The organism is Pseudomonas sp. FJ2-5-13 (assembly GCF_029201605.1).
Taxonomy (GTDB): Bacteria; Pseudomonadota; Gammaproteobacteria; order Pseudomonadales; family Pseudomonadaceae; genus Aquipseudomonas; species Aquipseudomonas lactis.
Genome location: NZ_CP104045.1, coordinates 1,335,100 through 1,347,303, shown reverse-complemented (window position 1 = coordinate 1,347,303; position 12,204 = coordinate 1,335,100). Strand labels below are relative to the sequence as shown.

General features: G+C 60.7%; 10 protein-coding genes. 7 read left to right on the top strand and 3 right to left on the bottom strand.

Translation table 11 applies throughout. From position 1 onward, the window contains the following. The first annotated feature begins 291 nt into the window (after positions 1-291). The 7 genes from N2A98_RS05935 (at position 292) to N2A98_RS05905 (ending at position 7,307) form a co-directional block, all read left to right on the top strand. Entirely contained in the window at positions 292-1,218 is a 927-nt protein-coding gene (locus N2A98_RS05935; protein ID WP_003188957.1) for a glutamate/aspartate ABC transporter substrate-binding protein, read from the top strand. A 194-nt stretch (positions 1,219-1,412) separates the two neighbouring features. After that, positions 1,413-2,159 (top strand): amino acid ABC transporter permease, encoded by a 747-nt coding sequence (locus tag N2A98_RS05930; protein ID WP_003188956.1) that lies wholly within the window; start codon positions 1,413-1,415, stop codon positions 2,157-2,159. Further along, positions 2,159-2,830: an ABC transporter permease subunit gene (locus N2A98_RS05925; protein ID WP_003188954.1), complete on the top strand. Its 672-nt coding sequence runs from the start codon at positions 2,159-2,161 to the stop codon at positions 2,828-2,830. The genes N2A98_RS05930 and N2A98_RS05925 overlap by 1 nt, the downstream gene beginning before the upstream one ends. Then, a complete protein-coding gene (locus N2A98_RS05920) occupies positions 2,827-3,561 on the top strand; it encodes an amino acid ABC transporter ATP-binding protein (RefSeq protein ID WP_003188952.1) in 735 nt (244 codons plus the stop codon). The genes N2A98_RS05925 and N2A98_RS05920 overlap by 4 nt, the downstream gene beginning before the upstream one ends. A 172-nt stretch (positions 3,562-3,733) precedes the next feature. Then, positions 3,734-5,635 (top strand): ATP-binding protein, encoded by a 1,902-nt coding sequence (locus N2A98_RS05915; protein ID WP_044270506.1) that lies wholly within the window; start codon positions 3,734-3,736, stop codon positions 5,633-5,635. 53 nt (positions 5,636-5,688) lie between these two features. Continuing rightward, on the top strand, positions 5,689-6,969 hold the full coding sequence (locus N2A98_RS05910) for a sigma-54 dependent transcriptional regulator (RefSeq protein WP_234454856.1): 1,281 nt from the start codon (positions 5,689-5,691) through the stop codon (positions 6,967-6,969). Continuing rightward, complete coding sequence (locus tag N2A98_RS05905; protein ID WP_275623146.1) at positions 6,969-7,307, top strand: GlpM family protein; 339 nt, start codon at positions 6,969-6,971, stop codon at positions 7,305-7,307. The genes N2A98_RS05910 and N2A98_RS05905 overlap by 1 nt, the downstream gene beginning before the upstream one ends. 594 nt (positions 7,308-7,901) lie before the next feature. On the opposite strand, the gene N2A98_RS05900 is transcribed toward N2A98_RS05905, so the two are convergent. From N2A98_RS05900 to N2A98_RS05890, 3 genes are read right to left on the bottom strand one after another with little or no spacing between them, the layout of a single operon-like run. Next, complete coding sequence (locus N2A98_RS05900; protein WP_014717128.1) at positions 7,902-9,299, bottom strand: sigma-54 dependent transcriptional regulator; 1,398 nt, start codon at positions 9,297-9,299, stop codon at positions 7,902-7,904. Then, a complete protein-coding gene (locus N2A98_RS05895) occupies positions 9,289-11,067 on the bottom strand; it encodes a HAMP domain-containing sensor histidine kinase (RefSeq protein WP_032893334.1) in 1,779 nt (592 codons plus the stop codon). The genes N2A98_RS05900 and N2A98_RS05895 overlap by 11 nt, the downstream gene beginning before the upstream one ends. Then, positions 11,067-12,191 carry a GNAT family N-acetyltransferase gene (locus N2A98_RS05890; protein ID WP_032893335.1) on the bottom strand — a complete coding sequence of 375 codons (1,125 nt, stop codon included), beginning with the start codon at positions 12,189-12,191 and terminating at the stop codon, positions 11,067-11,069. The genes N2A98_RS05895 and N2A98_RS05890 overlap by 1 nt, the downstream gene beginning before the upstream one ends. Positions 12,192-12,204: the final 13 nt, after the last annotated feature.

The window sequence follows — 12,204 nt, the reverse complement described above, 5'->3', positions numbered from 1 at the left end:
CGCTTTTGCGTTTTTCGCGAGCAAGCTCGCCCCTACGGACTATTCGGTTTTCCGAACGCGCCCCTCTGCCCTATTCGGTTTGCCGGACTATCGACCGAAAATATCGCCGAGACAAAAAGTTAATTTCCATATAAATCATGAAGTTATCCTTTTGTTTTCGGTATGGCACGACTCATGCTCTACACTCTTCAACGATTGCCTGAGGCGCCTTAGGAGCCGTCACGGGCAGTCGCTATACAAGAGAGCCGTTCAGCTGGCTTCATAAAAAAAACAAATGTCGAGGAAGTATTGATGCGCATCGTTCCCCATATCCTGGGCGCAGCTATCGCTGCTGCTCTGATCAGCACTCCAGTTTTTGCCGCCGAACTCACCGGCACACTGAAGAAAATCAACGACTCCGGCACCATCACTCTCGCTCACCGCGACAGCTCCATTCCGTTTTCCTACATCGCGGATGGTTCGGGCAAACCGGTGGGCTACTCCCACGACATCCAGTTGGCCGTCGTCGAGCAGCTGAAAAAAGACCTGAACAAACCCGACCTCAAAGCCAAGTACAACCTGGTGACCTCGCAAACCCGTATCCCGCTGATCCAGAACGGCACCGCGGATCTGGAGTGCGGCTCCACCACCAACAACACAGAACGCGCCCAGCAAGTTGATTTCACCGTCAACATCTTCGAAATCGGCACCCGTTTGCTCGTCAAGAAAGACAAGGAAGGCAAGCCGTCCTACGCTGACTTTGCCGACCTGAAAGGCAAAAACGTGGTGACCACCGCCGGCACCACGTCCGAGCGCATCATCAAGGCGATGAACGCCGACAAGCAGATGGGCATGAACGTCATCTCCGCCAAAGACCACGGCGAATCCTTCCAGATGCTCGAAAGCGGCCGTGCCGTTGCGTTCATGATGGACGACGCCCTGCTGGCCGGTGAAGAAGCCAAGGCCAAGAAGCCTGATGACTGGGTCATTACCGGTACTCCACAGTCCTTCGAGGCCTACGCTTGCATGGTTCGCAAAGGCGACCCGGACTTCAAGAAAGCCGTGGATGACGCCATTGTCGCCCTGTACAAGTCTGGCGAGATCAACAAGATCTACGCCAAATGGTTCGAAAGCCCGATCCCACCAAAGGGCCTGAACCTGAACTTCCCGATGAGCGACAAGGTCAAGGAGCTGATCGCTAACCCAAGCGACAAACCAGCGCCAGAAGTAAAAATCTGATACCTGACTAAGCTTATGTCCTGAGGGAGCCAACCCTCCCTCAGGCGTCTGTAATTACCTGCTGGCTTTAACTTGGAACACTCGACCTGGCGGTTTTCGAGCCGATCGTGTGTGCCTGGCGTTCAACGTCAGGCGGGAACGGATCTTCCCCAAGCGGGTGCTTGTACATCGATCGATCTCGAGGGGAGACCCTAATGAATTACAACTGGGACTGGGGCGTGTTCTTCAAGTCCACCGGCGTGGGCAGCGAGACTTATCTCGACTGGTACCTCTCCGGGCTGGGCTGGACCATCGCCATCGCTATCGTGGCATGGATTATCGCCTTGCTGCTGGGCTCCATTCTGGGGGTCATGCGCACTGTGCCAAACCGCCTCGTATCGGGCATCGCGACCTGCTACGTGGAACTGTTTCGTAACGTGCCGCTGCTGGTTCAGCTGTTCATCTGGTACTTTCTGGTACCGGACATGCTGCCGCAGAACCTGCAGGACTGGTACAAACAAGACCTGAACCCGACTACCTCGGCCTACCTGAGCGTCGTGGTGTGCCTGGGCCTGTTCACCGCCGCCCGTGTGTGTGAGCAAGTGCGTACCGGTATCCAGGCGCTGCCACGCGGCCAGGAATCCGCGGCACGCGCCATGGGCTTCAAGCTGCCGCAGATCTATTGGAACGTGCTGCTGCCCCAGGCTTACCGCATCATCATTCCGCCGCTTACCTCCGAATTTCTCAACGTGTTCAAGAACTCCTCCGTGGCGTCCTTGATCGGCTTGATGGAACTGCTGGCGCAAACCAAACAGACCGCCGAGTTCTCGGCCAACCTGTTTGAAGCCTTCACCCTGGCCACGCTGATCTACTTCACCCTGAACATGAGCCTGATGCTGCTGATGCGCGTGGTCGAGAAGAAAGTCGCAGTGCCCGGCCTGATCTCCGTGGGGGGCAAATAATGGACTTCGATTTCAGCGGCATCATCCCCGCCATTCCAGGCCTGTGGAACGGCATGGTCATGACCTTGAAGCTGATGGTCATGGGCGTGGTCGGCGGCATCATCATCGGGACCATCCTGGCCCTGATGCGCTTGTCGTCCAACAAACTGCTGTCCCGCGTGGCCGGCGCCTACGTGAACTACTTCCGCTCGATCCCGTTGCTGCTGGTGATCACCTGGTTCTACCTGGCGGTGCCGTTCGTGTTGCGCTGGATCACCGGTGAAGACACCCCGATCGGCGCGTTCACCTCCTGCGTCGTGGCGTTCATGATGTTCGAGGCCGCGTACTTCTGCGAAATCGTCCGAGCAGGTGTGCAGTCGATTCCCAAGGGCCAGATGGCGGCGGCACAAGCCATGGGCATGACCTACGGCCAGACCATGCGCCTGATCATCCTGCCCCAGGCGTTTCGCAAGATGACACCGTTGCTGCTGCAACAGTCGATCATCCTGTTCCAGGACACCTCCCTGGTCTACACCGTGGGCCTGGTGGACTTCCTCAACTCCGCCCGCTCCAACGGCGACATCATCGGCCGCTCCAATGAGTTCCTGATCTTTGCCGGTGTCGTCTACTTCATCATCAGCTTTTCCGCCTCGCTGCTGGTCAAGCGTCTGCAAAAAAGGTTTGCCGTATGATCTCTATCAAGAACATCAACAAGTGGTATGGCGACTTCCAGGTGCTGACCGATTGCAGCACCGAGGTTAAAAAAGGCGAAGTGATCGTGGTGTGCGGGCCATCCGGCTCGGGCAAATCCACCCTGATCAAGTGCGTCAACGCACTGGAACCGTTCCAGAAGGGCGACATCGTGGTCGACGGCACCTCCATCGCCGACCCGAAGACCAACCTGCCAAAACTGCGCTCGCGCGTGGGCATGGTGTTCCAGCACTTCGAGCTGTTCCCGCACCTGACCATCACCGAAAACCTGACCATCGCGCAGATCAAGGTGCTGGGCCGCAGCAAGGAAGAAGCCACCAAGAAGGGCCTGCAACTGCTCGACCGCGTGGGCTTGTCGGCGCACGCCCACAAGCACCCTGGCCAGCTCTCCGGCGGCCAGCAACAACGTGTGGCAATTGCCCGCGCCCTGGCCATGGACCCGATCGTCATGCTGTTCGACGAACCGACCTCGGCGCTGGACCCGGAAATGGTCAACGAAGTGCTCGACGTGATGGTGCAACTGGCCCACGAAGGCATGACCATGATGTGCGTGACCCACGAAATGGGCTTTGCGCGCAAAGTGGCCGACCGTGTGATCTTCATGGACGCCGGCAAGATCATCGAAGACTGCCCCAAAGAAGAGTTCTTCGGCGACATCAGCGCCCGCTCCGAGCGTGCGCAGCACTTCCTTGAGAAAATCCTGCAGCATTAAAAGCAACACATAGCTTGCCCTGTAAAAACTGGACCAATGTGGGAGCGGGCTTGCTCGCGAATGCGGCATGTCAGTCACTGATGCATCAACTGGCAGACTGCATTCGCGAGCAAGCCCGCTCCCACACTGAACCGCGCAGGTTGCACGCTCTGGTTGACCCAAGGCATCTGTGATGAAATGCGACCCCAATCAATATCGCGCCGCGCCGCCATCACTTGCCGTGAAGCCTCGTCTGATACGCCAACTGTTCCTGCCGCCGTTGATCATCGCCCTGATGGTCGGCCTGGGTTATATCGGCTTCTGGGTCAGTGACTACTACGGCATCCGCACCCTCAGCGACAATGGCGAACGCCAGTTGGAGTTGCACGCCCGTACCGTCGAAAGCGAACTGAGCAAGTACACCTACCTGCCCAGCCTGCTGGAACTGGAGTCCAGTGTTTCCCAACTGCTCGCCGACCCGAACCAGGAAACCCGCAAGACGGTCAACGACTACCTCGAAGGCCTGAACCGCCGCAGTCGCAGCCGCGCCATCTATGTGATGGACACCACCGGCCGCGTGCTGGCCACCAGTAACTGGCGCGATGCCGACAGTTACCAAGGTGAAGATCTGTCCTTTCGCGCCTATTTCCAGAATGCCGTACGCGGCCAGCCTGGCCGTTTCTACGGCATCGGCAGCACCAACGGCGAACCCGGCTATTACCTGGCCCATGGCCTGGAAGAGCACGGCAAGATCATCGGCGTCGCCGTGGTCAAGGTGCGCCTCGAAGCCCTTGAAGAGCGCTGGCAACGTGCGCGCCTTGAAGCTTTCGTGAGCGATGAGAACGGCATCATTATTCTTTCCAGCGACCCGGCGCGTCGCCTCAAGGCCGTACGCCCGCTGAGCGATGACACCAAGGACCGCCTGGCCCACAGCCTGCAATATTACTGGGCGACGCTCAATGAACTGCAACCCCTGGCCCGTGAGCGCCTGAACGAAGGCACCGAGAAACTGACCTTCCCAGCCAACACCGAAGTGGTCAACGACCAGCACGCCGTCAGCTACCTGGCGCAGACCCGCCCGCTCAACGACACGCCGTGGAACTTTACCCTGCTCACCCCGCTCAACGACCTGCGCCGCGCCGCGATCAACCAAGGCATCCTGGTGGCCGTCGCCTTTGGCCTGGTCGCCTTCCTGCTGATCGCCTGGAACGAACGGCGCAAGGTCATCGCCACCCGCCTCGCCGCACGGGAAGCCTTGCAGGAAGCCAACAGCCTGCTTGAGCGTCGGATTGCCGAACGCACCGCCGACCTGCGCGCCAGCAACGAACGGCTCAAGGGCCAGATTCGCGAACGACGCCAGGCCGAAGAAACCCTGCGCCACGCCCAGGACGAACTGGTGCAGGCTGGCAAGCTCGCGGCCATTGGCCAGATGTCCACCAGCATCGCCCACGAACTGAACCAGCCGCTGGCAGCGTTGCGCACGCTGTCGGGCAACACCGTCCGCTTCCTTGAGCGCGGCGCCCTGGACACCGCCAGCACCAACCTCAAGACCATCAACGAACTGATCGACCGCATGGGCCGCATTACCGCCAGCCTGCGCTCCTTTGCCCGGCGCGGTGACGACCAGGGCGAAGCCAGCCTCGGCAAGGCCGTGGACGCCGCGTTCCAGGTGCTCGGCGCGCGCCTGGACAGCCTGCCGTTGACCGTGCACCGTGACTTTGCCAATGCCCAACTGCAGATCGACCAGACCCGCCTGGAGCAGATCCTGGTCAACCTGATCGGCAACGCCCTCGATGCGATGCAGGCCCAAGCGGCACCGCAGCTGTGGCTGGAAGGCCAGAGCGGCGACGGCAAATACCGCCTGTTGGTGCGTGATAATGGCCACGGCATCGACCCCGAGGCGCGCAAGCATTTGTTCGAACCCTTTTTTACCACCAAGCCCGGCGAACAAGGCCTGGGCCTGGGCCTGACCCTTTCCGCAAGCCTCGCTGCCGCCACCGGCGGCAGCCTGGCCGTGGAACATCCGGCCAATGGTGGTACCGCCTTTGTCCTGAACCTGCCATTGGTGGGCGCTCAACGAGCTGAGTCGACATGAATACACAAGCCCAAGACCTCACCGTCCTGATCGTCGAAGACGACCCCCATGTACTGCTCGGTTGCCAGCAAGCACTGGCGCTCGAAGACATTACCAGCGTCGGCGTGGGCAGCGCCGAAGAAGCGCTCAAGCGCATCGGCGAAAACTTCGCCGGCATCGTCATCAGCGACATTCGCTTGCCGGGCATCGATGGCCTGGAACTGCTGACCCGCCTCAAGGCCTTGGATAAAAGCCTGCCGGTGGTGCTGATCACAGGCCACGGCGATATCTCCATGGCGGTGGGCGCCATGCGTAACGGCGCCTACGACTTCATGGAAAAACCCTTCTCGCCCGAACGCCTGGTTGACGTGGCACGCCGCGCCCTGGAACAACGCGGGCTGGCGCGGGAAGTCTGGTCGCTACGCCGGCAACTGGCCGAGCGCGACTCGCTGGAAGGCCGCATCATCGGCCGCTCGCCAGCGATGCAAAACCTGCGCGAACTGATTGCCAATGTCGCCGACACCTCGGCCAACGTGCTGATCGAAGGCGAGACCGGCACCGGCAAGGAACTGGTCGCGCGCTGCCTGCATGATTTCAGCCGGCGCCATACCCACCAGTTCGTTGCCCTCAACTGCGGTGGCCTGCCGGAAAACCTGTTTGAAAGCGAGATTTTTGGCCACGAGGCCAACGCCTTCACCGGCGCCGGCAAACGTCGCATCGGCAAGATCGAGCATGCCCATCAAGGCACGCTGTTCCTCGATGAAGTAGAGAGCATGCCGATCAACCTGCAGATCAAATTGCTGCGAGTGCTACAAGAACGCACGTTGGAACGCTTGGGTTCGAACCAGAGCGTGGCGGTGGATTGCCGAGTAATCGCTGCCACCAAGTCCGACCTCGACGAATTGAGCCGCGCCAGCCAGTTCCGCAGCGACCTGTACTACCGCCTCAACGTGGTGACACTGGAACTGCCGCCCCTGCGCGAGCGGCGTGAAGACATCTTGCAACTGTTCGAACATTTCCTGCAGCAATCGTCGCTACGCTTCGACCGCGCCGTGCCGGAGCTGGACAACCAGACCCTGTCCAACCTGATGAGCCACGACTGGCCAGGCAACGTGCGTGAGCTGCGCAACGTCGCCGAACGCTTCGCCCTCGGCCTGCCCGCCTTCAAGAAAAGCGGCGCCGGCAGTGGCAGCCAAGGGGTTGCCTTTACCGAGGCGGTGGAAGCCTTTGAGCGCAACCTGCTCAACGATGCCCTGCAACGCAGCGGCGGCAACCTGACCCAGGCCAGCCAGGAACTGGGGATGGCCAAGACCACCCTGTTCGACAAGGTCAAGAAATACGGGTTGAGTCACTGATGGATCTGTTCTTGAAGGCCGCGCTTGGCGCCGCAGTGGTGCTGATTCTGGCGGCGCTGGCCAAGACCAAAAACTATTACATCGCAGGCTTGGTGCCGCTGTTCCCCACTTTTGCGCTGATCGCCCATTACATCATCGGCAAAGGCCGAACGGTTGCGGACTTGAAGACCACGATCCTGTTCGGGATGTGGTCGATCATTCCGTATTTTGTGTATTTGGCGACGTTGTATGTGATGGTGGATCGGCTGCGGTTGGAGGCATCGCTGGCAGTCGCCGCCGTGGCCTGGTTGATGGCCGCGACGGTGTTGGTCAGCGTATGGGTACGCCTGCACACCTGACACAACGCGGTTAAACAGGTGGGAGCTGGCTTGCCTGCGAAAGCGGTGGTTCAGTTAAAGATTTAGTGACTGACGCGCCGCCTTCGCGAGCAAGCCCGCTCCCACAGGGGATCTGTGCCAGGCGCAGATTTTGTGGGTAGTACACGACCAATGTGGGAACTGGCTTGCCTGCGATAGCCGTAGGTATCTACACAACTTTTGGGCTGTAGCAGCAGACGGTAACCACGATGCGAAGCGAGCCGCTCTTGATCTTGATCTGCTTTTGATCTCAGGCGCCCCGTTAAACCACGCTGGCCGGAATTCGACAGGGATTTGGGGGGTAAACCGGCAGGGATGCCGGTTTAGCCGCCCCGCGCCATGGATGGCGCGTGGCGGCGGCCCCCCAAATCACTGGCGGATTACGGGCACACCGAGCCTAGGCGAGGTGCCGAGTGGTGGGGCAAGAGCGTTTTGCTTACTTTTGCGCTTTTCAAAAGTGAGCCGCTGTCAGAGCGGAACCCTAGGTGGCCGTTACCTAAATAACGGATATGTACCCTGTCCAACTGTGTTGACTGGCAGGCCGCCTTCGCAGGCAAGCCAGCTCCCACACTCAGATCAGCGCACGATCTTGTCTACCTGAATCCCCAGCTTCTTCAGGCGATACCAAAAGCTGCGCTCGGAAATCCCGATCCGCTGCGCCGCCGCGGCCTGCACCCCATTGCTCTCCTGCAGCGCCGCCAGAATGTAGGCTTTCTCCACCTCAGCCAGCGCCGCATCCAGATCCCGCGGCACGCCCGGCCCGTCGCTGAGGATCGCGGTCACATCGCCCTCGCTCGGTTTGGAAGCAAACAGATACCCCGGCAAATCAATATCCTCGATCACCGATGAAGCCGCCACGATGGTTGCGCGCTCCACGCAGTTTTGCAGCTCGCGGATGTTGCCCGGCCAGTGATACGCCGCCATGGCCTGCAACGCCTCAGGGCTGAAACCGGTGATGCGTTTGCCGGTGGTCGCGCTCAGGGTGTGGGCGAAGTGGCGCGCCAGGGGCGCGATGTCTTCCACGCGTTCGCGCAAGGACGGCAACGGAATCGGGAAGACATTGAGGCGGTAATACAGGTCTTCGCGAAACTCCTTGGCCGCCACCGCATCCAGCAGGTTCTTGTTGGTGGCGGCAATCACCCGTACATCTACCTTGCGCTCGCGGGGGTCGCCTACCGGCTCGATAACCCGCTCCTGCAAGGCGCGCAGAATCTTGGCCTGCAACGCCAAGGGCATATCACCCACCTCATCCAGAAACAGCGTGCCCTTGTCGGCCTGCATGAAGCGCCCTACCCGGTCAGCCACGGCGCCGGTGAACGCGCCTTTGCGATGGCCGAACATTTCGCTTTCCAACAAGCCTTCAGGAATGGCGGCGCAATTGACCGCCACGAAGGGTTGGTCGGCACGGCTGCCATGCTTGTGGATGGCGCGGGCGACCATCTCCTTGCCAGTGCCGCTTTCGCCGGTCAGCAGGATAGTGGCGTTGCTGTCGCGTACTGAGTCCACCGCCTGGAGCACCTGGCGAAACGCCGGGCTGTCGCCCACCAGGCTGTCGAACTGTGCATGTTCGTCCAGCTCGGCGCGCATGCGCGCGTTGTCGCGCATGATGTCGCGAAATTGCAGGGCCTTGGCCACGGTAATGTCCAGCTCGTCGATATCGAACGGCTTGGCAATGTAGTCATAGGCACCGTTACGCATCGACTGCACGGCATTTTTTACCGTGCTGTAGGCCGTCATCACGATCACCGGCAAGGTCGGATAACGCACCTTGATCTCGGCCAGCAACGCCGGCCCGTCCATGCCCGGCATGCGCCAGTCGCTGATGACCAGGTCGATGTCCTCCTCCCCTAGCACCTTGAGCGCGTGCAGGCCATTGCCCGCGCTGAACACCTGGATGCCGTTCTGGCTCAAGGCCTGGGTCAGCAGATCACAGAGCTTGGGCTCGTCGTCGACCACCAATACGTTATGCGTCATGCCCGTCCTCATCTTCACCGTCGTCTTCACCGTCAGCCGGAATGTACAGGCTGAAGGTCGCGCCGGCATCTTTCTCGCTGGCGCATTCGATGCTGCCGTCGTGACTTTCCATGATCGAATAGACTTTGGCCAGGCCCAGGCCCGTGCCCGAGGCCTTGGTGGTGACGAATGGCGTGAAGATACGCTCCACCATGTCCGCCGGGATGCCCTCGCCGGTATCGGCGATGCTGATCACGGTGTTGTCGCCCACGCTGCGAATGCCCAGGGTCAGGCGCCCGCCGTCGGGCATCGCGTCGATGGCGTTGAGAATCAGGTTGAGACACGCCTGCTTGAGCTGCTTGGCATCGGCGTAGATCGTCGCGCCAGGCGCCTGGTCGTCAATCTGCGCGTCAATGCGATGGCTGCTCAGCTCCGGGCCGCAGAAACCGAGGATTTCTTCCACCAGGGCGCGTGCCGGTTGCTGCACGCGTATCGGCGGGTTGGGCTTGGCGAAATCGAGGAACTCAGTAATCAGCTCGTTGATGCGGCTGACCTCGCTGATGACATATTCCAGATGGCGCTTGTCGGTTTCCGCCAGGTCAGCGCGCCGATGCAACAGTTGGGTGGCGGTCTTGATGATGCCCAGCGGGTTGCGAATTTCGTGGGCCAGGCCCATGGCGACTTCCCCCAGGGCGTGCAAGCGGTCACGCCGACGCAGTTGGGCTTCCAGGTGATGCAACTCGCCCAGGCGCTCGGTCATGTGGTTGAAGGTGCTGCTCAATTGCGCCAGTTCGTCACCGCCACTGACCACTACGCGGTGCGCGTAACTGCCCGAGATCACCGCATCCACGCCCTGGGACAAATCGCGCAGGGGCTTGGTCAGACGCCGCGACACCAACAACCCGGCCGCCAGTGACAGCGCCGAGCTGACGAGGAAGATCAGCACGAACAGGTTGCTCTGGTTCACCAGCCCCACCAGGCTGGTATGGCGTAGCAGGCCGCTGAAGATCACGCCTTGCAACTCGCCGGCGTCATTGAAAATCGGCCAATACAACCCGCTGTACTGGTTAGTGAACTGCTCGCTGGGCTGCTTGGTGCTGCGCAGGTAGGCTTCGACATTCTTGGGAATGCGCGAGGGGTGATTGGCGAACCGCTGGGTAGAAAATATTTCGGAAAAACCGGCAGGGTTGGCCAGGTACAAACGCAGGTCGAGGGAATGCACATCGGCCACGCTGGTGAGGAAACTGCTGTCCAGGTAAGTGGCGACCAGCAACAGGTAATCCACGCCGTCACGGCTGGTTTCGAAGGTGGACACCACCAGGCCCGTGCTCACGCCGGCGACTTGCACGGTCTGCAGCACCGCGTTGCTGGTGAGGTTGATCTGCCTGACGATGTCATCGGCGGCCGTGCTGAACATCACTTTACGGTCGCTGGTGCGAATCAGCGCCACCACGTCGATATCGGTGGCATCGGCAATGTCGGCGGTGAGCCGGTCATGCTTCTCGGCATTTTTGGACGACGGCGGGCTGGTGTAGCGCAGGAACAGCTTGGCCATGCGCGCGTTGTCGTGAAGGATGTCGCCGATTTCGTCCTTGACGATCTTGGTCGACTCTTGCAGCCAGATCCGCACGTTGCTGTCGAAAATCTGCGACAGCGTGGTGGCGGCCAGTTCAGCCGCGATCATGGTGGGAATCACGCTGACCAGCCAGAACGCCAGCACCAGCTTGCGCTGGACGCTCCAACGCGAAATGGCAAAGGGGCGGGCTTTCTGGCGGGTCTTGGTAATCATCAGGTTTCGCTTATCGCAGCAGCCATGGCAGGGTCGGAACGATCCGGTCGAATAAACAGTTTTACAAGCTTGAGCAGGCCGTTGACCAGCCGGTTGCGGTGGCGGAAGAACAGGCTGTTGCCCTCGAACTCGCACCCCAGGCGCAGTTTACTGGCATACCCGGCCTGGCCGCACTCGTACAGCGCAATACGGTGTTCAATACAGTAGTCGACATTGGTCAGCCAACTGCGGAAGTACAGGTTGTATTCACGGCTGAACTCCAGGTCATGGCCAAAGAACTTGTCCACCAGCCGATGCTCGTCCAGCAGGATAAGGTTGAACGCCACCAGGCGCTCGTCCACCCAGTACAGAACACAGACCGCCCGCTCGTGCAGGTGTTCGAGCACGCCCGTGAAGTAGCCGGCGGGCAGGCGCTCGAACTGCAAGTCTGCGCGCGCAAGCGTGGCTTCATACAGGCGCATGACCTCGGGCAGCACGTCGTCGATATTACGCCGCCACTCGACCCGCGGGCCCGGTGCGCGCAGTTTGCGACGCAGGTCCTTGCGCGTGGATTTGCCCAGCGAGCCGAGGTAGGCATCCACCGAGCCATAAGGCAGCGGCAACACCCCCGTGGGCAAGCTGGGCATGCTTTGAAAACCGGCGGCAAGGCAGCTCTGGGCCCAATGCGGGTCGTTGGTGGGCGCATCCTTGACCGCCAGCAAGCCGATACCGAGCGCATCGGCATCGCTGCGCGCAGCCGCCAGTAACTGCTGCAACAGCAACGCGCGCCGGGATTCGGGCACATGGCTGGCGACCCCAGCATCACAGCGTTCAGCCACCGGCGAACCGATGGCGTACAACGCCAATTGCAGAGCCCCCGGCCACAGCCGCTCCAGGCGCTCGGTCAAGCGCTTGCCAGCCCCCGACACGGTGGTGTCGAGGCGATAATGGGTGACGAACGCGGCCGCCACGGCCACCAGCGTTTGGTCCTCAAAGACCGCCAGGTAACGCCACTGAAAGTCATCGATCGCGGCGTTTTCCACGGCCAGGTAATAGTCCCAATCCTCCAGGGCACCGGGAAAACAATCGTTCCAGGCATCGCGCTGGATAGCCCGGATGGTCGGGTAGGCTTGGGTGGTTATCACAGATTGCCCTTAT